The sequence below is a fragment of the Alkalicoccobacillus murimartini genome, from assembly GCF_030813245.1.
In the GTDB taxonomy this organism is placed as follows: Bacteria; Bacillota; Bacilli; order Bacillales; family Bacillaceae_D; genus Alkalicoccobacillus; species Alkalicoccobacillus murimartini.
Genome location: NZ_JAUSUA010000001.1, coordinates 766,992 through 790,693, shown reverse-complemented (window position 1 = coordinate 790,693; position 23,702 = coordinate 766,992). Strand labels below are relative to the sequence as shown.

Sequence of the window (23,702 nt, the reverse complement as noted above, 5' to 3'; positions counted from 1 at the left end):
TGGGATAGCAATAAAATACGGGTCAGTTATAATTGAGAATAATTATTAGTTGTAGTTTATCATAGATAAAAGAAAGAGTGAGGCCTTATGAGAGATAAGATTGTAGTAATTGGGGGTTACGGAAAGGTAGGGCGTATGATATGTCATCAGCTTGTTGAGTACTTTCCAAACAAAGTGTATGCGGCTGGACGGAACAAACAGAGTGCCCAAGACTTCTCAGAAGAAACGGGAGGCCGCGTATGGCCATTAGTTTATGACGTTTATGCTAGAGCACAGCCTACATTCTTCTCAGATGTAAACGTTATTGTGATGTGTCTTGATTTAATTTCAACTGAACTTGTGAAAATGTGTTTGCAAGTGGGAATTCACTATATCGATATTACGGCGAATGGGGATTTTTTAGAGGAATTAATTAAACTAAATAAACATTCACTACAGGCTACTGGTTTGATAAGCGTTGGACTGGCTCCAGGACTAACAAATTTATTAGCTCAACAGGCTGTTCAAGATCAGGGTGACGTATTGCAGCTGGATATTTCGATCATGCTTGGAAGTGGAGAGAAGCACGGCCCCGCAGCAGTTGATTGGACACTAAAACAAATGACACATGCATTCACCAATCAAAAAAAGATTGATTTTGGCTCTTATTTAGGAAAAAGAGCAACCTATGGATTTCCCTTTTCTGATCAGCATACATTACCTAATACGTTACACATACCTAATGTTACAACAAGGCTTTGTTTTGACTCAAAGCTTTTGACAATGTTGGCCGCTACTCTTCGAATGGTGCAGTTAAGCAAATTATTGAATAGTAAAAAGGTACGCCAATGGATGATTCGATGGCTAGATCGAATCAATAGAGGAACAGATACCTTTGCAATAAAAGTAGACGCTTATTCATCTAGCGCTCATGTCCAACGATGCATTATAGGAAATAACCAAACAAGAATAACGGCACAAATAGCTGCTTTAACGGTAAGAGTTATATATGAAAATGCGATGCCAAAAGGTGTGTACCACATCGAGCAATTATTTGAACTGGTTGGTACAAGCAATGAAGATATACAACTTATGTATAAAGGAAATGGTACCGTGTACCGTTAATCTGATACAACAGATGAAGCGAATGTACGTGCACTTTTGATTAAGCTTAATTAATTTCATTTACCATAATAACATACCTTTAAAAAACAATAATAAGATCAATAATAAAGGACATAGTTAAGTCTACACGAATGTATTAAAATAAACTAATCAACATAAGTCCAAAAAGAAAAGAGTGGTGAAACGATTTGAATAATCATTTTGTAGCAGCCTCAGAGCTAGCGATTGAAGCCAAGGGATTGGTTAAAACCTTTGGTAAACATCGTGCAGTGGATGGGGTAGACCTGTCCATTCGAAAAGGAACAGTGTATGGTTTCTTAGGACCGAATGGCGCAGGTAAAACAACAACGATTCGAATGCTGGCTACTCTACTAACACCAAATGAGGGCGAGGCTCGAATTTTTGGTCATGACCTTGCTTCTGAAACGGCTGAAGTAAGAAGTCGGATTAGTTTAACTGGTCAATATGCTTCAATTGATGAAGATCTAACAGGTATCGAAAATCTAGTACTGATTGCTCGATTAATGGGCTACAGCCGAGCACAAGCGAAGGCTAGAGCGACTGAACTACTTCATGCATTTGGCTTAGAAGAAGCGAGCAAACGACAGGTGAAGAAATATTCCGGAGGCATGAGACGACGTATTGATATTGCTGCTAGTATCGTGGTGACACCAGAGCTTTTATTTTTAGATGAACCAACTACTGGACTGGATCCTCGTAGTCGTAATCAAGTATGGGATATTGTTCGCGCATTAGTAAGTGCAGGAACAACTGTTCTCCTTACGACACAATACTTAGAAGAAGCTGATCAACTTGCTGATCGTATCGCAGTTATTAATAAAGGAAAAATCATTGCTGAAGGGACCAGCGATGAATTAAAAGCGTCCGTTGGTTCCGGTACATTACAACTTCGCCTGAGTGATCCTAATACAAGGGACCAGGCCATCCACATCTTAGAGGAAACATTACATTCAACTGTCTTTGTGGGGAATGATGCAGCTGTTTTAACATCACAAGTTAAAGATTCCTCTAGAGTAATCAAAGCACTAGCTACGTTAGATGATACTGGCATTTCTCTTAGTGACTTTTCATTGGGACAACCAAGTCTTGATGAAGTATTTTTAACTCTAACAGGAAAAACGGTGGATGATGAAGAACGGAAGGAGGAAGGTAAAGCATGAGTGATTATACCTCAAAAGAAGTAGATAAACGTCTTCATGATGCGATCGCTTCGAGTGTTCGCCCTTCAAAACCAAGTGCAATGTCCTCTTCTCTTACTTTTTCTTCTAGAGCATTACTGCGAATTAAACATGTTCCAGAACAATTGTTCGATGTTACGATGTTTCCGATCATTTTTTTACTCATGTTTACTTATTTATTTGGAGGAGCAATTGCTGGCTCAACCTCCGACTATCTTCAGTTTCTGTTACCAGGTATCTTGGTCATGACCGTATCACAAATCACGATGTACACCGGTGTCGATTTAAATAATGATATTCGTAAAGGTGTATTTGACCGATTTAGAACGTTACCAATTTGGCTGCCTTCAGCGTTAGTTGGTGCTTTGTTGGTAGACGCTGTTCGCTATCTAATGGCATCTACGATAATGATCCTTTTGGGATTGGTGCTTGGATTCAGGCCAGAGGGCGGATTCATTGGTGTTATCTCAGCGTTAGGATTAATATTAATTTTTTGTTTCAGCCTGTCTTGGATCTGGACAACGCTTGGCATTATTATGCGTTCGGAAAAGTCATTAATGATGGTGAGCATGATGGTATTGTTTCCACTAACCTTCGTTAGTAATGTGTTTGTAGATCCTGATACGCTACCTAACTTACTGCAAGGCTTTGTGGATATTAACCCTATTTCGCTATTAGTCACTGCCGTTCGAGGGTGTATGTACGGTACAGTTACATTTGAACAAGTTGGTTGGGTCCTACTAGCTTCTGGTATACTTGTTGTCATCTTTGCCCCTTTAACGATGTATCTTTATCGAAATAAGAAATAAACCCGCAGACCTCATTGTGATTTCATGTCATAATGAGGTCTTTATTATGTCATGCTGAAATTAATTGTCAAAAAGAGAGTAGTACTGTATCTCTTGTTTCGACATTATTGTACAATTAGTACAATAAGGGGAGGGGATTTACTCATGAGTCATACAAGGAAGTCTTCTGGATTTTTGATTAAACAACGTTTGTTTATTAAAGGCTATCTTATCACCTATATTGAAACTAGTAGGCCTTATGGTATTCAAATGCTTGATGAATTAAAGCAGCATTTTAAACCACTTGGGTACACGCCGAATCATGCGGAAATCTATCGAGCCTTACATGAGTTACTTGATGAAGGCATCGTACGCTCAGGACAAAAAAAGCTTACAGAAGATTCATACCAAGAAATAACCATTTATTATATTCGTGATGCTGAAAAGGCCCATGCATTAAAACAACATATAGCAGACGAGGTAAGACGATCACATAAAGTATTGCTGAGAGCTATTGAGGATTTTGATCTGCATTAAAATGTTTATAGTAAAGTTTATTGGAGAGGAATTACAACAAATAAATCGAATTACTAATGGTATGTAAAGAACGATTAACCCTTGGAGGATACGATGATTCAATTTAATGGTACGCCTCAAATAGAAACAGAAAGACTATTGCTTAGAAAATTCACAAAGGAGGCCTATGGTGAATATTCCATCAATTTCACAAAAAACTCTCATTCGAAAATCGATTGACGAGGTCTATCAAACGCTTATCTCAGCTAATGAATGGAATCAATGGTTTACAGATGAAACCACTATAAGTGATCATGACATTTTACTTGTATGGACCAATTGGGGTGATGACAAAATGACAATTAAAGATGGGGGGAGGATCGTCAAACAAATTCACAATCAACACTTTTCATTTGAATGGTCACCGGCAGATCAATTAATAACAACGGTCAGTTTTGATCTTGAGGAAACAGAAAGTAGTGGCACCTACATAACGATCACAGAAACAGGTTACACAAAAGATCATCTAGCCACACTTGTTCATTGCGCAAGTGGTTGGGGAGAAGCGTTAATGCTATTGAAGGCTTATATGGAGTTCGGGATCAAGTTGCGAACAAACATATAGAAAAATCGGTAACCCCTTACATGAAGGAATTACCGAAAGAAATCTTATCCTCGTTTATCTAGTAAAAAAAGAGGTGATGCTATTCCAAGCATTCATAAACCATCCTTCGTTACTTGCACCGCCAAATCCGGTTTGTGGCATTTCTGTAGGCATCTTAGCAGCATCTTGTGCATATTCATCTAATTGGCCGCGAAGTTCGCCATCTGGATACTCTTCAGTATGAATATCAATGTAAACTTCTCCAGCAACTAATGCCATAGAGAACTCCTGCCATGTTAATTCACCGACTAGATCATCCTCTGTTAATGTTCCTGAGGCAACCTCTCCGTTATAATCCATAGGCTCGTCCGTTTCAAACAAAACTAACTCTTTAGGAGGTCCGTTTTCTCCTTTAGGTCCACTATGAAGGTGACCAGCTACTGCATCTTCCAGATACTCAGCTTCAACCCAATATTCTAAATAACTTCCATCATCACTCACTTGAATATGAGCCTCACCCGATGCATCACTGGTTACATCAGTATCCTCATTCACTACCTCATAAGGCGTTAGATCGACTAAAAATTCTCTACCCTCGTGATCGGCTAAAGCTGTTCCTGAAAACGTTGTAAATGCCAAAGCTCCTGCGAACGTTGTTGCAACGATTGCTTTCTTCATGAATCAGAACCCCTCTCAAAAAGTTTTATAGCTATGCCTACATACATAACTACCTATTAAGGTAACGAGAGAAAGATAAACTAAGATCACAATTTTTTAAAAAATTAATAAAAGATTGGAGTAGGGAAGAGGATGACATAAAAAAAATAGACACTGACCCTTGTCGGTCATGTGTCTATTTTCATAAAAATTAAGCTAACTGTGTTTTTTTAGATGTAAGGTCAAAACGATCGGCATTCATCACTTTTACCCATGCTGCTATAAAGTCAGAAACAAATTTTCCTTTGTTATCATCTTGCGCGTAAACTTCGGAAATCGCACGTAATACTGAGTTTGAACCAAATACAAGATCAACGCGTGTTGCTGTATGAGATACTTGACCTGTTTTGTAATCGCGAGCCTCATATGTGCTACCATCAACAGGCTTCCATTCAATACCATTATCAAGAAGGTTAGTGAAGAAGTCATTTGATAGTGTACCAACATTCTCAGTGAAAACACCATGATCTGTTTGATTATGATTTGCACCTAAGACACGTAAGCCACCAATCAGTGCTGTCATTTCTGGAGCTGTTAACCCAAGAAGTTGAGCCTTATCTACTAAAAGCTCTTCGGCAGTTACGCTATACTGATCCTTTTGGTAGTTACGGAATCCATCAGCAAATGGTTCTAGCACATCAAAGCTTTCTGCATCTGTTTGCTCTTGTGTGGCATCACCACGTCCAGGAGCAAATGGGACCGTTACTTCAAATCCTGCATGTTTTGCTGCTTGTTCAACGGCTGCGCTACCACCGAGAACGATTAAGTCGGCGATACTCACAGTTTTCTCTGATTTTGCTTGAATACCCTCTAGTACATTTAATACCTTTGAAAGCTGCTCAGGTTGATTCACTGCCCAATTACGTTGTGGCTCAAGACGAATACGAGCACCGTTTGCGCCACCACGCTTATCTGACTGACGGAAAGTCGCGGCTGATCCCCATGCCGTTGAAACGAGCTCACTAATCGTAAGTCCAGAGTTGAGAAGAGACCCTTTTAGCTCAGCAATATCTTCATCTGTTAAATGATACTCAACAGCTGGAACAGGATCTTGCCATACTAGCTCTTCCTTTGGAACCTCTGGCCCAAGGTATCTGTCACGTGGTCCCATGTCACGATGGAGTAACTTAAACCACGCGCGAGCAAACACATCAGCAAATTCTTCAGGATTTTGATGGAAGTGGCGAGAAATTTTCTCGTACGCTGGATCCATACGTAAGGCCATATCAGCTGTTGTCATGATTGTTTTCACGCGGGTAGATGCATCCTCTGCATCTGGAGCAAGATGTTTCTCCTCCTGGTCAATAGCTGCCCATTGGTAGGCACCGGCAGGACTTTTAGTTAATTCCCACTCGTAACCAAATAATAGGTCAAAGAAGCCGTTATCCCACTGAATAGGGTTAGCTGTCCAAGCTCCTTCAATTCCACTCGTAATCGTATCTCTGCCTTTTCCACTGCCGTGTGAGCTCATCCAGCCTAAGCCTTGGGCCTCTAGAGGAGCAGCTTCTGGTTCTGGACCAACCTGCTCGGCATCGCCAGCTCCATGAGCCTTCCCGAATGTATGTCCACCCGCTATTAAAGCGACAGTTTCTTCATCATTCATACCCATACGAGCAAATGTTTCGCGAATATCTCGACCGCTACCAACCGGGTCAGGCTTACCATTTGGACCTTCTGGATTCACATAGATTAATCCCATTTGAACTGCAGCAAGAGGGTCTTCAAGCTGACGATCTCCTGTGTAACGATTGTCACCTAACATTTCGGTTTCATTACCCCAATACACATCTTCTTCAGGGTGCCAAATATCTTCACGGCCACCACCAAAACCAAATGTTTTACCGCCCATTGATTCAATCGCAACATTACCAGTTAAAAGAAGTAAATCAGCCCATGAAATTTTATTTCCGTACTTTTGTTTAATCGGCCATAAGAGGCGACGTGCTTTATCAACGTTTGCATTATCAGCCCAGCTATTAAGTGGCGCAAAACGTTGGTTACCACTATTACCGCCTCCACGACCATCACCAGTACGATATGTACCAGCAGCATGCCATGCCATACGAATGAAAAGGGGACCATAATGACCATAATCTGCAGGCCACCAGTCTTGGCTATCTGTCATGAGATCATGAAGATCCTTTTTTAAGGCATCATAATCTAGCTTTTTAAATTCCTCCGCATAATCAAACTCTATTCCCATAGGATTCGACTTAGCATCATGCTGATGTAAGATGTTTAAGTTTAACTGATTAGGCCACCAGTCTTTATTTGTTGTACCACTAGACTCTGCACTTGTTGTACTCCCATGTAAAAAAGGACATTTTCCTCCTGATTGATTCCCATCAGGGTTATTCGCTTCAGAAATAATGTTGTTACGACTCATTATCATTCTCCTTTTCTTTGTCGAATTTAGTAGAAAAATAGAACAACAACTATCAGATGATAATCGTTATTATATAATCATTATAATAAAATACTGATAAAATTGAAAGCTATATCTACAAAATAAATCAATACATTGATAATTCTTAGGGTAAAAAAAGGTATAGTTTAAGGGTATTTTTAGTGAAGGATGTAATTATTTAATGATAACGATTGAAGGTAGATGATAGAGGTTGACTGAATAGGTAGGTATTTCTTATAAACTAATTTTAATACCCAAAAAGTGTTTATATTTCTCGTATTATAGTGATCGTGATCATTTATAGAAAATTATAACAATAAAGAGTTGGTTAACTGAGGGGTGACGTTAAGTATTTTACCTGAAGCTTTTCTTATTTTAATGCTCATTTCATCATTATCGAGACTGCCCATTGGTCTAATATTACAAAATGTATCATTTAATAGGAATTAAATAGTCTATAAGGACCATATTTTTATTGAATCTATTGATAATTATGATTAAAATAGATGAATAGATACTATTAGCATAGCTAAAAAGTATTTAATATTATTTTAAACTAAAATGTAGAGAGCATTGGGGGAATGGTGATAATGCGGCAGATTAGAGTTGTGAGTGTAATTGGGACAAGGCCAGAAGCTATTAAAATGGCACCTTTGTTAATTGAATTAAAAAAGCATCCGGAAATCGAGTCTTATTTGGTTTTAACGGGACAGCATAAAGAGATGCTGGACCAAGTGCTTGAATCATTTAAAATTGAAGTAGATATAAATCTTCATATTATGAAAAGTAATCAGTCTCTAACCTCTATAACAGCGGATTCCCTGACTGGATTAGAGCCTATCTTACAGGAGATTAAACCTCAAATAGTATTAGTTCACGGAGATACAACCACAACCTTAGCAGCGAGCTTAGCGGCTTACTATCAACAAGTTCATGTGGGACATGTAGAGGCTGGTCTGAGAACGGGGGAAAAATATTCTCCATATCCAGAAGAGATGAACCGACGAATTACCGGAGCTATAGCAGATTGGCATTTTGCTCCAACTAATAAAGCTAAACAGCACCTTTTAAAAGAAAATATAACAGAGGCAAGTATCATTGTGACTGGTAACACAGCCATTGATGCGTTGCAGATGACAGTTAGACCTGACTATACACACCCCCTTCTTGAAAAGATTGGGAATGATCGTTTTCTTATATTAACAACACACCGCAGAGAGAATGTAGGTGAAGGAATGAGAGGCATTTTTAAAGCCGCACTTGAGCTGTTACAAACCTTTCCTGATCTACATATCGTGTATCCTGTTCATAAAAACCCAAAAATCCGAGCGATTATGGAGGAGATGGTATTCGCTCACCCTAGACTTCATTTGACCGAGCCGTTAGACACAATTGACTTTCACAATATTGCTTTTCATTCTTCACTAATTTTAACTGACTCTGGAGGAATACAAGAAGAGGCGCCATCACTAGGTGTTCCAGTGTTGGTGTTAAGAGAGCAGACAGAACGGCCAGAAGGTGTGGATGCTGGAGTTCTAAAACTAGTAGGTACGGATACAAGGTTAATAGTGGAAAGTGCAGTGCAATTACTCACAGATCCAATTGAATATGAAAAAATGACAAAAGGAATTAATCCTTATGGAGATGGGAAAGCCTCAAAAAGAATTATTGATCATATTATTAACGTATTTAAAGTTGTCCAGAAAGAAGAGGAGTTTGCTAAATGAGAACAACGTATTCCCTAACGAGCCTTATTGGAGTTATGGCAATTTCAATGGTGTTTATGTTTCAAGAACACACACTACTTAACTTAGCCACTCTCGGATTATTAATTTCTTTAATTGTTGTTATGACAATTATTTCAACTCGCTTTATTTTTCCGACAGCTTTGTCTGGAATTCTTTTATTTGGATTCTTATTAACTGGATGGAGTCTCTTTTTTCAAACAGCCCCACCACAAACAGACCTAATTGTTCAACACATATTGTTCACTTTATTTGTGGTTTGCAGTTGGTTGTTCTTTTCACAGACTAGATCATTAGTACAGAGAAACTCGGATCTAGAGAACAAAGTAAACTATTTAAAAAAGTATGAACCAGTTACAAAGCTTTTGACCAATTCAGAGTTTGAAAGCCGAGTAGAATTAATGCTGACTGGAATGCGACGAAGGAATGAATCAGGCTATCTAATTCATATTGTTCCGAAACAACAAACATACACACATGCAGCATTAAAGAAAAGTCTAGGTCAGATTATTCTGGATTCCATTCGCAATCATTTTGACTTTTTGACTCAAAATCAAGATGGTAGTTTCTCGATATTTCTACAAAATACGAATGAAGTTGGATTAAATACAGTTTTAGAGAGAATAAGTACAAATCGTATAGAAGTTATAACATCAAAGGAACCGCCATACTCAACATACACACATGAAATGAAAGAGTATAATTTAAAAATCTCTTCTGATTATCTCTACATGCAAAGGAAGGAGGCATAGAAAGTGGATATCTTTTTTATATCTGTCATGACCTTCTTCTGGATCTTACTTATTTATTATTCCTGGCTAACAGTAGGTGGCATCATTCATCGAAGAAGAAAATATCCGTATCAACCATTAGACCAATATCCTTCTGTTTCAATCCTCATCCCTGCACATAACGAGGGAGTGGTAATGGAACACACACTTCGGGCAATGCAGGCATTAGAATATCCAGGAAACCTACAGGTATATTTATTAGACGACAACTCTTCGGATGAGACGGAAGCCATCGGTTTAGAATATAGTAAACTTTTTAACCGAATTCATTATGTAAAAGTCCCACCAGGTGAACCTAAAGGAAAATCAAGAGTGCTAAATTATGGATTAACGCTAATTGATACAAAGTACTTTCTTGTATACGATGCGGATAACCAACCAGAGCAGGATGCGGTTCTAAAACTTGTGGAGGCAGCTGAGCAAACGAAAGATGCTGTAGGTGCAGTTGGTTACGTTAAAACCATAAATGCAAAAAAGAATTTATTAACTCGAATGATAGCCTTGGAATTTGAGGTGTTTCAGCTTCTTATGCAAAGTGGCCGTTGGTATTGGTGGAAAATGGGTTCGCTTGCCGGCACGAACATGCTGCTTATGGTCAGTGCGTTGGAGAAACTTGGCGGATATGATGAATATGCACTAGCAGAGGATGCAGAATTAACTATTCGAATAGCGTCTAAAGGTTGGGCTCTACCTGTTGTTCCAGAAGCTCGCACATGGGAGCAAGAGCCTGAAAAAATGAGTATATTCTTGAGGCAACGTACTCGTTGGTTGATCGGAAATATCTATTTATTAGAAAAATCATTAAAAGATTTTTCATTTTGGAACAGGTCAACATTTATTCATTCCGTCCAGCACGTAACAACCTATTTCTTTTTTGTTTTGTTGCTTTTTGCTTCAAATGCCACCTTAATTCTCAGTTTACTTGATGTTATATCCGTTTCATTAACAATTCCTTTGTTAATGGTTTGGTTTATGAGCTATGTAGTTTATACAAGTCAAATATTGACTGCACAGGTACTCGAACGGGATACTAGCCCATTCCAGGTTGCTGTTGGAGGACTCATGTACTTTACTTATGCTCAATTATTTTTAGTTTTACTTGCTAAAAGTATTTTCTCTTATGCATGGAATCGGATCCGCAAACGCACCATCCTTTGGGATAAAACAGAACGATTTAAAGGAGAGTCCTCTTGAAGAAACGCCTTATTATTCTGTTACTTATTGTTTCATGCATAGGAGGGGGAAGGTGGCTTCTCATGCAAAACATCAATAACACAGTTGTTTCCACAGTGGAAGATTACTATCGAGATGAGAATGGATTAATTGCTAATTACCCAGGTTCAGGTCAAAAAGAATATCTATCCGAATCAATAGGGCTCTATATGCAGTATCTTGTTCTATCGAATGAAGAAGAGGCGTTTGAAAAAGAATACCAACGCCTCAAAACATACGTGAGAGAAGTGAATTCGGACAAATTCCTTCAATGGAAAGTGGAAGAGGGTATTACAGTTAATGCTTTGATTGATGATGTTCGAATCGCTTATGTTCTTGATCTTGCAGGAGTTCAATTTGAGAACAAAGCTTACAGTGAGTTGTCTAGTTCTATTCAAGATGCACTTATTGAACATCAATATAAAGAAGGATATTGGCATGATTTTTACGATTGGCAGAGTCCATCTCTTTCCAATCAAGTTCACTTCAGCTATTTCTCTAGTCTAGCTTGGAATAGTTTCGGTTGGAATGGAAATGGTCTTGAAATTCTTAACATGGCTCAGGATACTGAGAATGTCTTTTATTTTGAAATGTACGATATTGAAGGACAAAAACCGGGTTATTACAATGCTCAACAAGTAAATATGATCGACCAAATCCTGATTATGTCACAACTAGATTCTTTAAATGAAGAGCAGCAAACTCTGGAAACATGGCTAGTAGAAACATACAACAAAAATGAAAGGCTTGTTGGACGGTATGATCGTAATACTGGAACAGAGGCTGTAGATTATGAGGCTCCTGCCGTTTATGCTCTGCTTATTATTCATTTCTTGAACAAAAAAGATGTTGAATCCGCAAAAAAATGGGAGGGACCATTAAAAAGTATCTATGACGCTGAAGCACCAAATAATGACACCCATTTTTTTGATTATATGTTGAGTTCAATAGCGTTAGAGTGGTTAGAAAAAGAAAGTCATTAAACATGAATATCCTTCGCTAATGATTGATAACAGGAGGGCAATCGTACTGCCAGTGGTTGCTAGACATAGGGATATACAATGTTGTCTTAGAAAATTTTTATTTAAATTAGACTTTTGAGGTGTTTCACAACATGAAAAATCAAAAATTGCGATCTATCATTGCGTTAATAATTTCTCTTGTGGGCTTACTAATTTTTGCATCGTTATATATAACGGAAGCAAACAAAACAATAACTACACCTGAACTAATTGAGGATTTGCTTGTGGAGAGCAATTTAGAAAATGTAAATAGTGAAGCCACAGCAGACTCTATAGCGGCGATTCAAGATTTTATACGATCTAGCGACTTCGTAAGTTCTTCAAATTATTTAGAATTAGAAGGAAATGAGTCGAATTATATTGTTGAGTTTCGATATGAAGAAAACCGTGAAATACGCATTTTAGATATTGTAGAAGTTTCAGATTGAAAAAAATTAAAGAGTAGGAAGCAGCATCGTAAATGATGCTGCTTTTCAAAAGAGTATTTTTCTAGGTTTACATAATATATATTATCGGAACCAATAAAGAAAATCGACAAATCGTCTCATTTCTAAAGTATTCTTGTAGTTTTGAGACGAAATAAAAAAAACTGAGATTTTTACTCACAGTTTTTTTGGTTTACATCTATTCATTTAATTCTAATCTGTATTCCTCAGCATTATTTATAATGTCAGTTGGAATTTGAATGACTTCGGTATCATTATAATCGATAATGTTTGTGTCGACATTCATGTCAATGCTCACTGAATCTCCTTCAAACATTGTGATGAGATCAATCGTTATTTCTGCTCGATCGAGTAAATATGTTCCTTTATTGATATACAGATCATATTGAATCGATGTAATGTCCATGTGATTCATTATCTCAATCGATTGTTGTTCATTGGCTAAGTTACTTATATGATAAAGTTGCATCACCATATCACGTAATTCTGGTCCCTCTCCTTCGATCCCTAAGATATAATACTCTTCGGTCTCTTCGATCTCAATCATTTCTTTGTTTTCTTCCATTAATTCCAGATAGCTATTGGGATCAAGATGAGGATTTTGAAAATCAATGACTTCCTGGGTCAATTCTAATGGAATCTCCATCCATATATCTGTTGAGTTTTTTAATAAATATGCGCCATCTTCGGTTACGTATTGTTCACCACTAGACGTTTCTGTTCTAGAAGATTGTGATTGGCTGGTGTTTGTCACGATTTTTTGATGATATGTAACTGGAGAGATATTGTAAAGTGTGTGGGAATTGCGTGAAATGATTTCTTGGTTGAGATCTCCCTTAGATACGGTCTGTTTACTTTCTGATGTTAATGTAAAGTTATTAATATCTCGTATATTTGTTTGAACTTGTTGAATAATGTCATGACTTTCTGGTTGCTCCAGCTCTGGTACAATTTGATCATCTTTATCGGTTGTTGTACAAGAAGTTAATAGACATAGACTAAATAGCAACAAAAGCTTAAACATAGCTTCTTTTACCATAGGCGTACTCCTTTTTCAAATCCTGTTAAAAAAACAAAAGCATTTTCACAATTATACACATTGTATCATGTTTTGCTCTTCTATATGTCATCAATTATGCCGTTGCAATCATTTCACGTCTAAATACCTACTGTCTATATAAAAAAACAACCATACTAGGCATGGTTGCTTAATGAACTCCTGATTTAAATGTTGATCCGTGCGCTTCTTGTGTGTTCATAATTGTTATAAATGCGTTTTTATCGATGTCGGTTACAATATTTTTAAGGGTCATCACTTCAAGTCTAGTTACAACTACATACAAAATTTCTTTCTGATCATTTTTGAACCCGCCTTTTCCATTTAACATCGTAATCCCCCGCCCAAGTTCTGATGTTATGGCTTCAGCCAGTTCTTCATAATAATCCGAGACAATAAGTACTGCTTTTGTTTCGTCTATGCCTTGAATGACAACATCTATTGTTTTAGCTGCAATGAAATATGTAATAATTGAATACATCGCTTGCTCCGCTCCTAAAACATAACCGGCCCAAACAAAGACAAATACATTAAAAATCATGACAAATTCCCCTACTGTAAAAGGAAATTTCTTAGACAGTAATATCCCGAGAATTTCCGTACCATCTAGTGCTCCTCCATATCGAATAACAATTCCAACACCAGCACCTAAAAATACGCCTCCAAACACTGTTGCAAGCAATGGTGATGTGGTAAATGCAGGTAAGTGTAGATGATGCAAATAGGTTTCACCTAACGATAAGGTTAAAATGCCTATTAATGAAGAGACTAAAAATTTGTTACCGATAAATTTATATCCGAAGTAAAGAAAAGGCAGATTGATCACAAAGACAAGGATTCCAAAGTTTATATTTGTTAAATTATTTAGAATGAGAGAGATTCCGATAATACCTCCATCAATAATGGAGCTGGGTAATAAAAATAACTCGATAGATCCTGCAGCCATGATGGCACCAATGATGATTAAAGGAATACGGCCCATTAAATGCAAAATCGTTTCTTTCCTATGTACTCTTGGCATGTATTTACGTCCCTTCTACACAAAAACCAGTCTTTCGTTCAAATTAGTATATCAAATTATGACAATTAAATGAAATGTGCTTGTCACACATATAGGTCTTTAGGCTTATTATGATTCAATTTATCATGCTTGTTTTTGAATATACCCTTTTATTTAAAGTGCGATATCGACAAGTTTTTATGATTATTTACCCTTCAAATATCCCTATTTATAATCAATTTATGGTAAATAACTAAGTCTAATCAAGTATTTTAACTAAATTTCCCCCATTCTTACTAACTAGGACTTAAGTATAGTATACTGGTACTATTATTATATTGTTGAAGGAGAATCACTATGGATAAAACGTCGTATATTGGGATCTTTCTAGGAGTGGCTGCTGTATTAATTGGAATGGTCTTTAAAGGAACCAGTCTATCGGTCCTTGTAAATCCGGCCGCCCTACTTATTATATTTGCTGGTACAGCCGCAGCTATTTTAATTGCATTTCCGTTTAATGAGGTTAAACGTATTCCGAGCTTATTTAGAGTACTTTTCACAGAGAAAAAACAAGTATCCCAAGATGAATTAGTTAAACAATTTGTAGAGTACGCAACAATATCTCGTCGTGAAGGTATGCTTGCACTAGAATCAAAGGTTGATGAAATTCAAGATCCCTTCTTTAAGCAAGCTGTTCGTATGATGATTGATGGACAAGAGCCAGAGTTTATTCGCCACACATTGAATGAACGTATTGATGCCATGCAAGATAGACACTCTTCTGGCGCATCTATTTTTACTCAAGCTGGTACCTATTCACCTAGTTTGGGAGTTCTAGGAGCAGTACTTGGACTTATCGCTGCATTAGGAAACCTAGATGATACAGAAGCATTAGGTCATTCCATTGCTGCAGCATTTGTTGCTACGTTATTTGGGATCTTTTGTGGATATGTATTATTCCATCCTTTTGCTAATAAGTTAAAACGAAAATCACGTGCCGAGGTTCTTCATAATCACATGATTGTAGAAGGAACAATCGCCATCTTAAATGGAAGCTCTCCCCGTGCTATTGAGGAATACCTGAGTGTTTACATGGGTGAAAAAGAACAGCTTTCTTATATAGAAGGAGCTGAACAGGAATATGTCAGCTAGAAGAAAAAAACACGATGAAGAGCATGTAGATGAAAGCTGGTTATTGCCTTATGCTGATATGCTTACATTATTATTGGCACTCTTTATTATCTTATTCGCTATGGGTCAAGTAGATAATACACGTTATGAATCACTAAAATCAGCTCTTAATGACGCCTTAGGTGGAACAAGCATACTAGAGTATTCAGATTCGTTAGAAGGAGACGGTACCTCCCCATCCGATTCAGCGGCTGCTGCCGATGAATCGGATGACCAAGATGAGGATGTTCAACAGACTGATTCAGATGGCAATGGTGAAGATGGTCCCTCTGAAGATCTATGGCAGCTTCAAAGAGAATTAAATCGTTTTATTGAGGAGCAAGGTCTGAGCGATCGTCTATCAACGGAGATTGGAATGGAAGGGCTTCTGATCACGATAAACGATAATATTCTTTTTGATTCAGGCAGTGATTCATTAAAATCTGGCGCTCAAGATATAGTCTTTGAAATTTCAGATATGTTAGCTACGGATCCACCGCGGTATATTCAGATTTCTGGTCATACAGATGATCGTCCGATAAATACGCCTCAGTTCCAGTCTAATTGGACGTTAAGTATTGCTCGTGCGGAAAATGTTCTCGGGTTCTTCTTAGAAAATGATCGCTTGAAGCCTAGTCAGTTTGTTGTCGCGGGTCATGGTGAATACAAGCCGATAGAGTCAAATGAAACGGAAGATGGTCGTCAGAAAAACCGTCGGGTAGAAATTCTTATCCTCCCGTTTAATGTAGAACGTGAACAATTAGAAGCTGAATATACAGATTAGAATGATTAAAGAAACACTCTCTGGGTGTTTCTTTTTTCTTTTATTCCAATAGGTTTGACAAGGTATTTTCAGGGAATTAATATAAAAGAAACAGTATGTGTATAACATAGAAATAGAGAGTCATCATTGGAGAACGGAAAGGAACAAACATTATATGACCCAGGCTCACGCCTTTATGGCGTTACGTGCGGTATTATTCGCACTTGTGCTTATTGTAGCAAGTTGGCTGTTTATTAAACTATTCTCCATTACGTATCCATTTTGGATTGCGGCCCTGTTCGCATGGATGATGCAGCCGTTTATGAGATTACTCAAAAATAAATTGAGATTAAATTCCGGTTTTGCTAGCTTTTTTGGCTTACTTGTCGGAATTATTGTCATTTCATCTCTATTAACGGGTATCGGATTTTTGATTTTCTTTAGTCTTAGACGCTTTTTTGAACAAGTGCCCATGTGGATTGAATTAGGCTCAAGCAAAATTCAGATTTTCTTTAATGATACGGTGTTACCTTTCTGGCAGCAAGGTCTTGGTCTCTTTAATAGTCTTGATCAAACACAGCAGGATGCACTAAAACAAAGTATTTCGCAGCTTGGTACTCAATTAGGTAATTTAGTTGGTTCAACAGGTCAAGCACTGCTTGATTGGACATCCAGAGTAATATTTGGTTTACCAGGCTTTCTCGTTGCCTTCTTGTTTGGTGTCATCAGTATATATTTTATGGGTAAAAGCTGGCACAGCTATCAATCAGCTTTTCGCAAAGTGATCCCTTTAAGTGTTAGAAGTAAAATTCAGGCCTTTATCCAGGGAGTGCGTGTAAGGTTGTTAGGTTTTATCCGCGCACAAGTTATTCTAATGTTTATTACGGCGGTTATTGTTTTTATTGGATTACTGATTATTCGTGTCGATGGAGCATTAACATTAGCCATTATCGTTGGTTTAGCTGAATTGCTTCCTTATCTCGGTACAGGCACCATACTGATACCGTGGGGAATCTATTTACTGATTAGTGGCGACCTCTCACTAGCCTTTGGTGTCCTTATTCTCTATGCCATCATCGTAGTGATTCGCCAGATGATCGAGCCAAAGATTCTCTCAAGTAGTCTAAACTTGAACCCTGTGGCTGTTCTTATATCTATGTTTGCGGGTCTTCAACTAATGGGAGCGGTCGGAATTATCGTCGGACCTCTTATCCTAGTATTAGTTATGATCTTCCATGATATAGGCATGACTACTTCAGTAGGCCACTTTATACGAGATGGATGGAAAAAGACATAATAAAAAGTGCTTACTCAAGATCAACTGAGTAAGCACTTTTTTGATATCTCGGAACTAAACTTAATTTGGACTTTACAAGCGGAGTGTATGTCCGGAGAAGTAGCCTTAGTCTCTCATTATGATCGTACAAAACCCGAACCAATACATAGTTCGGGTTTTAAGGCGACTAAAACAGTACCTTCTTGCTTTATTTATACGCATCCTGTTCTTTATCTAACTTCTGTGTTGTGAGTGTGTCTTCACGTAACGTATCACGGTCAGCCACATTGTTCATCGCTTCTTCAAATTGTTTATCCGCATTTTGATCAGAACCATCTTGGTCTGCCTTTTCCTGCGCTTCTATCGTACGTTTAGCATAAGGAACGATCTCAAGTCGCTCAAACGGAATCTCTTCACCAGTGTCTATACAGACACCATACGAACCATCTTCCATTCGTTGTAACGCTTCCTCTACCTCTTGTAACTTCTCTTGATCAACACGCTGAAAGGTTTGCTCCTTCATGCGATCCTCGTATTGAGCCGCTTGATCAGCCATATGATTATCGACACCATTTGAAACTTCTCCAGTTGATTCACTATAATCCGTTGTGAATCCTTCTTTGCCTTCTAGTTCACTTTTTATCTTCACAAGAGATTCTTTTAATGTATTTATTTGCTTGTCTGTTAATGGCATATAATGATGCCTCCTTTCTATCTTTTATTCCCCTCTCTCCTTCTTTTAAACCTATTGCCTATATAGAAAAAGAATAAGCCCTAGGGCTTATTCTTTTTCTTCTGGTAGATCCTTAGCGACGCGTCTGATGTCTGTTAAGAATCCTTCTTTTTGTGTATCAACTGCATACGATCCATTGCTATATCGATCGCTTGGTCGATAGGATTTTGCTTGAATGACTTCTTCCGTTCCTTTGTCTGTGAGTAACACGAACTCATCCGAGGCTGTTAAGATTCGTTTACAGCCTACTAATCGATGAGGGTTGCTTTTTAGCTCTCTTAACATTACGAGCCCTCGCTTGGCACGTGAGCCTTTTTCAAACTCAGTGATCGCCATTTTTTTTACGGAGCCTCTATGAGTGGCTAAGATAAACTCAACTTTTTCATCTAACGAGAACGTTTCCGCTCCAATAACAAAATCGTCATCTTTTAGGTTAATGGCTTTTACTCCGGCTGCACGTTGGCCAACCAAACCAACTTCTTCTTCACCAAACCATAATCCATATCCATTTTGCGTAGCTAGGAAGATCTCGCTATTTCCTTTTGTGCGCATGACGGCTAATAATTCGTCTTGTTCTTTAATTTTTAATGCAACTAGCGCTTTCGAATGCCTTGTTGCTTGATAAAGTGAAAGCTGTGAACGTTTGACCATGCCTGATTTCGTTAAAAATAATAGGGAATCTTCTTCTGAGAATTCTCGAATACCCATCGCGCTCAAGAATGAATCGTCTCGATCGAGTGTGACGAGATTCGCAACATGCTGTCCATTTTCCTTCCACCGTATATCAGGTAGCTGATGAATCGGAATAAACAAATAATTACCCTGCTTTGTAAAGAGGAGCAGTGTATCAGTTGTATTTAGTTCGGCATTGAAAAGGACCTTGTCCCCTTCCTTCATACCTGGTGCCTCTTTGCTTGACGCAGAGAAGGAGCGTAAACTTGTTCGTTTAACGTACCCAGACTCTGTCACAGTTACGCGAACATCTTCTGCTGCAATAAGAACGTCCATGTTGATTTTAAGCTCTTCAATTTGAGCGGTAATCACAGTTCGTCTCTCTTCAGCAAATGCTTTTTGTACGCGTAGTAAATTTTTCTTAATAACGTTAATAAGCTTTTTTTCACTACCTAGAATGGCTTGTAAATCTAGGATTTGTTTTTTAAGCTCATCCGCTTCTTGTTGTAAGGTTGTGACGTCCGTATTCGTTAAGCGATATAACTGGAGGTTCACAATTGCTTCTGCTTGCTCCTCTGTAAATTGGAACGAGTCAATTAAGTTATTCTTTGCATCTCGTTTATCTTGAGACGCACGAATCACCTTAATGACTTCATCTAAAATAGAGACAGCCTTTATTAGACCTTCAACAATATGTTCTCTCGCTTGTGCCTTACGAAGTTCAAATTCAGACCGACGCTTAATCACTGATTTTTGATGATCAATATAAGCTTGAATAAGTGCTTGTAAGCCCATTAATTGAGGCGCTTTATGATAGATAGCAACCATATTGAAGTGGAAGGTTGTTTGTAGATCGGTGTTTTTATATAAATAATGAAGAATAGCATTTGGATCAGCATCTTTCTTTAGTTCAACAACGATCCGTAATCCAGTTCTATCTGTGTCATCACGAACCTCTGTAATCCCGTCTACTTTTTTGTCAAAACGTATCTCATCCATCTTTTTGACAAGGTTTGACTTAACGACTTCATAAGGAATTTCCGTAATCACAATTTGCTGGCGACCACCACGCATATCTTCAAGTTCGGTTTTGGCGCGGACTACTACCTTACCTTTACCTGTTTCATAGGCCTGTCTAATTCCATCTAAGCCTTGAACAATTCCACCGGTTGGAAAATCAGGTCCGGTAACCACCTGTAGCAAATCATCTAAGGTTGTTGATGGTTTTTCCATTTGCATGATGACTCCATCAATAATTTCTCGTAAATTATGTGGAGGAATATCGGTAGCATAACCGGCAGATATCCCAGTTGAGCCATTCACAAGCAAGTTTGGAAACCCTGCAGGAAGAACAACAGGTTCTTTTTCTGTGTCATCAAAGTTCTCAATGAATTCAACTGTTTCTTTCTCTAAATCACGTAAAAGCTCTGAGCTAATAGGTGAAAGACGTGCCTCTGTATAACGCATGGCAGCGGGTGGATCTGAATCAATCGAACCGTTGTTCCCATGCATATCCACTAGAAGCTGTCGTACTTTCCACGTTTGACTCATACGGAGCATCGCCTCATATACAGAAGAGTCTCCATGAGGGTGGTAATTACCGATTACATTACCAACCGTTTTAGCTGATTTCCGGTAAGCCTTCTCACTTGTATTGCCTTCTTTATACATTGCATAAAGAATTCGTCTTTGAACTGGCTTTAAACCGTCTCGTGCATCCGGCAAAGCCCTTTCTTGAATAATATATTTACTATAGCGTCCAAACCGGTCACCGATTACATCTTCTAACGGAAGATCCAGATATCGTTCACTCTTAGACATTTTTCTCGCCCTCCGTTACTCCCAGGTTTTCATTTTCAAGAATATTCGTTTCTTCTTCCAGACCAAATGCTACATGTGTTTCAATCCATTTTCTTCGTGGTTCAACTTTATCACCCATTAAGGTCGTCACACGCTTCTCTGCTCTTGCTGCATCATCAAGCGTCACTCGAATTAAGGTACGCGTCTCTGGGTCCATCGTTGTTTCCCATAACTGAACTGGATTCATTTCACCAAGTCCTTTATAACGTTGGAGAGCATAGCCTTTTCCTACAGCTTGTGTAGCCTTATGCAGCTCACGTTCATCCCATGCATATTCTACCACTTCTTTTTTGCCTGTTCCTTTGCTGACCTTATATAGGGGAGGCAAAGCAATATAAATCTTACCTGCATCAAATAACTCTTTCATGTAGCGATAGAAGAAAGTTAGCAGGAGAACCTGAATGTGTGCACCATCCGTATCGGCATCTGTCATAATCACAACTTTGTCGTAGTTAACATCTTCAATCGTGAAGTCAGCTCCAACTCCCGCACCAATTGTATGAATAATGGTTCTAATTTCTTCATTTTTCATGATGTCATCTAGTTTTGCTTTTTCCGTATTAATAACTTTTCCGCGTAGTGGAAGAACCGCTTGAAACTTACGGTCTCGTCCTTGTTTAGCAGAACCTCCTGCAGAGTCTCCCTCCACAAGGTAAAGTTCATTACGCTTTGGATTACGAGACTGGGCTGGTGTCAGTTTCCCACTTAGTAGCACATCTCGTTTTTTACGTTTTCCATTACGCGAGTCTTCTCGTGCTTTTCGTGCTGCTTCCCGTGCCTGAGAAGCTTTAATTGCTTTGCGAATAAGACTTGTGCCAATATCAGGATTCTCCTCAAAGAAGTAAGCTAATTTCTCTGAAACAAGCCCGTCTACAACTGAACGTGCTTCTGGTGTTCCAAGCTTACTTTTGGTTTGTCCTTCGAATTGTAGTTTGGCCTCGGGAACACGGACCGAAATAATGGAGGTAAAGCCTTCTCGAATATCCGCACCTTCAAGGTTTTTATCTTTTTCTTTTAATAGCTTTAACTTTCGAGCATGTTCATTAAAGCTACGTGTCATGGCTGATTTTGCACCAAGCTCATGAGTTCCTCCATCGCGAGTTCGCACATGGTTAACAAAGCTTAAGAAATTCTCTGTATAGGCATCATGGAATTGAAAAGACATCTCCATTTCCATGCCATTATGTTCGCCACCAAAGGTAATAACCGGATGAAGGATTTCTTTGCCTTCATTTAGATATTCCACAAAGGCTTCGATTCCATTTTCAAATAAAAAGGATTCCTCAATTGTCTCAGAACCACGTTCGTCCTCTAAATCGATTTGTAATCCTTTTAATAGAAATGCAGCCTCACGTAAACGTTCGGAAAGTGTTTCTGTGTTAAAGGTTGTTGTGCTGAAAATAGTCGGATCAGGCTTGAAACGAACGCTTGTTCCTGACTTGCGTGTGTTTCCCTTTTTCTCAAGCGTAGTGGCTGGTTTTCCGCCATTCTCAAATCGCTGCTGGTAGTGTTGGCCATCTCTTCTTATATCAACAACTAGCCATTCGGAGAGTGCATTTACGACAGATGCCCCAACACCGTGTAAACCGCCACTTGTCGTATAGCCTCCTTGTCCAAACTTTCCACCTGCGTGAAGAACTGTAAATATAACTTCTGGAGTTGGTTTTCCCGTCTTATGCATTCCAACCGGCATTCCGCGTCCGTCATCTGTAACTGATACACTGCCATCTGAATGCAGAGTAACCTTTATGTAATTCCCGTAGCCGGCCATCGCCTCATCTACAGCGTTATCCATAATTTCATATATAAGATGATGTAATCCTCTGGCGTCTGTGCTTCCAATATACATTCCAGGTCTTTTACGGACTGCTTCGAGCCCCTCAAGTACCTGTATCGCATCATCATTGTATTCTATCTGTGATTTTGCCAAATTCTGAACCCCTTTCAACATTGCTACAATCATTGTAGCACAAAAAACGAACGTACGTTTCTCAGTGTCGTTATAGTAAGATATATGTTAATTCTAATGGTTATTTCAGTTATATCAAGGCTCTTTTGGATATTTGTTCAAAGGAGTCTTTGATTTTAGCTAATTTGTACATCATAAGTATGTAGAATGTAATCATTTATAAGGAGGATACCTTACAGGCATCCTCCTGAATCATGTTATTTAAACTTTGCGTGCTCCACTTTGATACAGCGGTTCATCACTGTTGTAATAGAATGCTCTCGTAAGTGGTCATACGCCTCTTGGTTAGATACTCCAAGCTGTGCCCAGAATACATTTGCGCCAATATCGACCGTGTCTTTTGCAATATCAGGAAGGAATTCACTTCTTCTAAACACATTAACAATATCGACATCACCTTCAATATCCTTAAGTGAAGAAACAGCTTTTTCACCTAACACTTCAGATATCGTTGGATTGACAGGGATGATTTCGTAACCTGCCTTTTGCATTGCCTCTGAGATCATATAAGAAGTTCGTTCTGGATTGTCCGATAAACCGACAACGGCAATTCGTTTACTCGTGTGGAAAATATTTTGAATAGCTTGGTTAGACGGATTTTCAATGGTCACATCGTTCACTCCTTTTCAATCTTGTACAAACATCATACCC

The 23,702-nt window shown here is 38.5% G+C and carries 21 protein-coding genes; 13 read left to right on the top strand and 8 right to left on the bottom strand.

The window, feature by feature from the left end:
• Nucleotides 1-87: 87 nt before the first annotated feature.
• The 5 genes from J2S05_RS04235 (at nt 88) to J2S05_RS04215 (ending at nt 4,232) form a co-directional block, all read left to right on the top strand.
• Nucleotides 88-1,104, top strand: coding sequence for a saccharopine dehydrogenase NADP-binding domain-containing protein (locus tag J2S05_RS04235; RefSeq protein ID WP_306980199.1), 1,017 nt, complete (start codon nt 88-90; stop codon nt 1,102-1,104).
• Between the two features lie 188 nt (nt 1,105-1,292).
• Entirely contained in the window at nt 1,293-2,285 is a 993-nt protein-coding gene (locus tag J2S05_RS04230; protein WP_306980198.1) for an ATP-binding cassette domain-containing protein, read from the top strand.
• Nucleotides 2,282-3,112, top strand: a complete 831-nt coding sequence (locus tag J2S05_RS04225; protein WP_306980196.1) for an ABC transporter permease — start codon at nt 2,282-2,284, stop codon at nt 3,110-3,112. The genes J2S05_RS04230 and J2S05_RS04225 overlap by 4 nt, the downstream gene beginning before the upstream one ends.
• A gap of 144 nt (nt 3,113-3,256) precedes the next feature.
• Nucleotides 3,257-3,628: a helix-turn-helix transcriptional regulator gene (locus tag J2S05_RS04220; RefSeq protein ID WP_306980195.1), complete on the top strand. Its 372-nt coding sequence runs from the start codon at nt 3,257-3,259 to the stop codon at nt 3,626-3,628.
• A 169-nt stretch (nt 3,629-3,797) separates the two neighbouring features.
• On the top strand, nt 3,798-4,232 hold the full coding sequence (locus J2S05_RS04215; RefSeq protein ID WP_306980194.1) for an SRPBCC family protein: 435 nt from the start codon (nt 3,798-3,800) through the stop codon (nt 4,230-4,232).
• Nucleotides 4,233-4,286: 54 nt separating this feature from the next.
• On the opposite strand, the gene J2S05_RS04210 is transcribed toward J2S05_RS04215, so the two are convergent.
• Together J2S05_RS04210 and katG are read right to left on the bottom strand one after the other, a co-directional pair.
• A complete protein-coding gene (locus J2S05_RS04210; protein WP_306980193.1) occupies nt 4,287-4,889 on the bottom strand; it encodes a CHRD domain-containing protein in 603 nt (200 codons plus the stop codon).
• 190 nt (nt 4,890-5,079) lie between these two features.
• Nucleotides 5,080-7,314, bottom strand: a complete 2,235-nt coding sequence (gene katG, locus J2S05_RS04205; protein WP_306980192.1) for a catalase/peroxidase HPI — start codon at nt 7,312-7,314, stop codon at nt 5,080-5,082.
• Between the two features lie 611 nt (nt 7,315-7,925).
• On the opposite strand from katG, the gene wecB reads away from it, so the two are divergent.
• The 5 genes from wecB to J2S05_RS04180 all read left to right on the top strand — a co-directional run bounded on the left by wecB (nt 7,926) and on the right by J2S05_RS04180 (nt 12,533).
• Nucleotides 7,926-9,062: a non-hydrolyzing UDP-N-acetylglucosamine 2-epimerase gene (gene wecB / locus J2S05_RS04200; RefSeq protein WP_306980191.1), complete on the top strand. Its 1,137-nt coding sequence runs from the start codon at nt 7,926-7,928 to the stop codon at nt 9,060-9,062.
• Entirely contained in the window at nt 9,059-9,832 is a 774-nt protein-coding gene (locus tag J2S05_RS04195; protein ID WP_306980190.1) for a hypothetical protein, read from the top strand. Before wecB ends, J2S05_RS04195 begins: the two co-directional genes overlap by 4 nt.
• Nucleotides 9,833-9,835: 3 nt before the next feature.
• Nucleotides 9,836-11,065, top strand: coding sequence for a glycosyltransferase family 2 protein (locus J2S05_RS04190; RefSeq protein WP_306980188.1), 1,230 nt, complete (start codon nt 9,836-9,838; stop codon nt 11,063-11,065).
• Nucleotides 11,066-11,127: 62 nt separating this feature from the next.
• Nucleotides 11,128-12,066, top strand: a complete 939-nt coding sequence (locus J2S05_RS04185; RefSeq protein ID WP_306980185.1) for a hypothetical protein — start codon at nt 11,128-11,130, stop codon at nt 12,064-12,066.
• Nucleotides 12,067-12,197: 131 nt separating this feature from the next.
• A complete protein-coding gene (locus J2S05_RS04180; protein WP_306980183.1) occupies nt 12,198-12,533 on the top strand; it encodes a hypothetical protein in 336 nt (111 codons plus the stop codon).
• 196 nt (nt 12,534-12,729) lie between these two features.
• Here J2S05_RS04180 and J2S05_RS04175 read toward each other — a convergent pair whose 3' ends face one another.
• Nucleotides 12,730-13,590 (bottom strand): DUF6612 family protein, encoded by an 861-nt coding sequence (locus tag J2S05_RS04175; RefSeq protein WP_306980181.1) that lies wholly within the window; start codon nt 13,588-13,590, stop codon nt 12,730-12,732.
• 169 nt (nt 13,591-13,759) lie between these two features.
• Complete coding sequence (locus J2S05_RS04170; RefSeq protein ID WP_306980179.1) at nt 13,760-14,629, bottom strand: YitT family protein; 870 nt, start codon at nt 14,627-14,629, stop codon at nt 13,760-13,762.
• Between the two features lie 336 nt (nt 14,630-14,965).
• On the opposite strand from J2S05_RS04170, the gene motA reads away from it, so the two are divergent.
• The 3 genes from motA (at nt 14,966) to ytvI (ending at nt 17,838) form a co-directional block, all read left to right on the top strand.
• Complete coding sequence (gene motA / locus J2S05_RS04165) at nt 14,966-15,760, top strand: flagellar motor stator protein MotA (RefSeq protein ID WP_306980178.1); 795 nt, start codon at nt 14,966-14,968, stop codon at nt 15,758-15,760.
• The gene (locus tag J2S05_RS04160; RefSeq protein WP_306980176.1) at nt 15,750-16,562 is read left to right on the top strand and encodes a flagellar motor protein MotB; all 813 of its coding nucleotides are present in this window, start codon (nt 15,750-15,752) and stop codon (nt 16,560-16,562) included. The genes motA and J2S05_RS04160 overlap by 11 nt, the downstream gene beginning before the upstream one ends.
• Before the next feature lie 154 nt (nt 16,563-16,716).
• A complete protein-coding gene (gene ytvI, locus J2S05_RS04155) occupies nt 16,717-17,838 on the top strand; it encodes a sporulation integral membrane protein YtvI (RefSeq protein ID WP_306980173.1) in 1,122 nt (373 codons plus the stop codon).
• A 187-nt stretch (nt 17,839-18,025) separates the two neighbouring features.
• Here the strand turns inward: ytvI and J2S05_RS04150 are convergent, their stop codons facing one another.
• From J2S05_RS04150 to J2S05_RS04135, 4 genes are all read right to left on the bottom strand, one after another.
• Nucleotides 18,026-18,511, bottom strand: a complete 486-nt coding sequence (locus J2S05_RS04150; RefSeq protein WP_306980172.1) for a TraR/DksA family transcriptional regulator — start codon at nt 18,509-18,511, stop codon at nt 18,026-18,028.
• Nucleotides 18,512-18,598: 87 nt separating this feature from the next.
• Nucleotides 18,599-21,043: a DNA topoisomerase IV subunit A gene (parC, locus tag J2S05_RS04145; RefSeq protein ID WP_306980170.1), complete on the bottom strand. Its 2,445-nt coding sequence runs from the start codon at nt 21,041-21,043 to the stop codon at nt 18,599-18,601.
• Nucleotides 21,036-23,012 carry a DNA topoisomerase IV subunit B gene (gene parE / locus J2S05_RS04140; protein ID WP_306980168.1) on the bottom strand — a complete coding sequence of 659 codons (1,977 nt, stop codon included), beginning with the start codon at nt 23,010-23,012 and terminating at the stop codon, nt 21,036-21,038. The genes parC and parE overlap by 8 nt, the downstream gene beginning before the upstream one ends.
• Before the next feature lie 236 nt (nt 23,013-23,248).
• Nucleotides 23,249-23,662: a CoA-binding protein gene (locus tag J2S05_RS04135; protein WP_306980165.1), complete on the bottom strand. Its 414-nt coding sequence runs from the start codon at nt 23,660-23,662 to the stop codon at nt 23,249-23,251.
• Nucleotides 23,663-23,702: the final 40 nt, after the last annotated feature.

What these genes read in the sequence shown, in the direction of transcription:
- J2S05_RS04235 (WP_306980199.1), top strand. Translation starts at nt 88, where the DNA reads ATGAGAGATAAGATTGTAGTAATTGGGGGTTACGGAAAGGTAGGGCGT.
- J2S05_RS04225 (WP_306980196.1), top strand. Translation starts at nt 2,282, where the DNA reads ATGAGTGATTATACCTCAAAAGAAGTAGATAAACGTCTTCATGATGCG.
- J2S05_RS04220 (WP_306980195.1), top strand. Translation starts at nt 3,257, where the DNA reads ATGAGTCATACAAGGAAGTCTTCTGGATTTTTGATTAAACAACGTTTG.
- J2S05_RS04210 (WP_306980193.1), bottom strand. Translation starts at nt 4,889, where the DNA reads ATGAAGAAAGCAATCGTTGCAACAACGTTCGCAGGAGCTTTGGCATTT.
- katG (WP_306980192.1), bottom strand. Translation starts at nt 7,314, where the DNA reads ATGAGTCGTAACAACATTATTTCTGAAGCGAATAACCCTGATGGGAAT.
- wecB (WP_306980191.1), top strand. Translation starts at nt 7,926, where the DNA reads ATGCGGCAGATTAGAGTTGTGAGTGTAATTGGGACAAGGCCAGAAGCT.
- J2S05_RS04195 (WP_306980190.1), top strand. Translation starts at nt 9,059, where the DNA reads ATGAGAACAACGTATTCCCTAACGAGCCTTATTGGAGTTATGGCAATT.
- J2S05_RS04185 (WP_306980185.1), top strand. Translation starts at nt 11,128, where the DNA reads ATGCAAAACATCAATAACACAGTTGTTTCCACAGTGGAAGATTACTAT.
- J2S05_RS04180 (WP_306980183.1), top strand. Translation starts at nt 12,198, where the DNA reads ATGAAAAATCAAAAATTGCGATCTATCATTGCGTTAATAATTTCTCTT.
- J2S05_RS04175 (WP_306980181.1), bottom strand. Translation starts at nt 13,590, where the DNA reads ATGGTAAAAGAAGCTATGTTTAAGCTTTTGTTGCTATTTAGTCTATGT.
- J2S05_RS04170 (WP_306980179.1), bottom strand. Translation starts at nt 14,629, where the DNA reads ATGCCAAGAGTACATAGGAAAGAAACGATTTTGCATTTAATGGGCCGT.
- motA (WP_306980178.1), top strand. Translation starts at nt 14,966, where the DNA reads ATGGATAAAACGTCGTATATTGGGATCTTTCTAGGAGTGGCTGCTGTA.
- J2S05_RS04160 (WP_306980176.1), top strand. Translation starts at nt 15,750, where the DNA reads ATGTCAGCTAGAAGAAAAAAACACGATGAAGAGCATGTAGATGAAAGC.
- ytvI (WP_306980173.1), top strand. Translation starts at nt 16,717, where the DNA reads ATGACCCAGGCTCACGCCTTTATGGCGTTACGTGCGGTATTATTCGCA.
- J2S05_RS04150 (WP_306980172.1), bottom strand. Translation starts at nt 18,511, where the DNA reads ATGCCATTAACAGACAAGCAAATAAATACATTAAAAGAATCTCTTGTG.
- parC (WP_306980170.1), bottom strand. Translation starts at nt 21,043, where the DNA reads ATGTCTAAGAGTGAACGATATCTGGATCTTCCGTTAGAAGATGTAATC.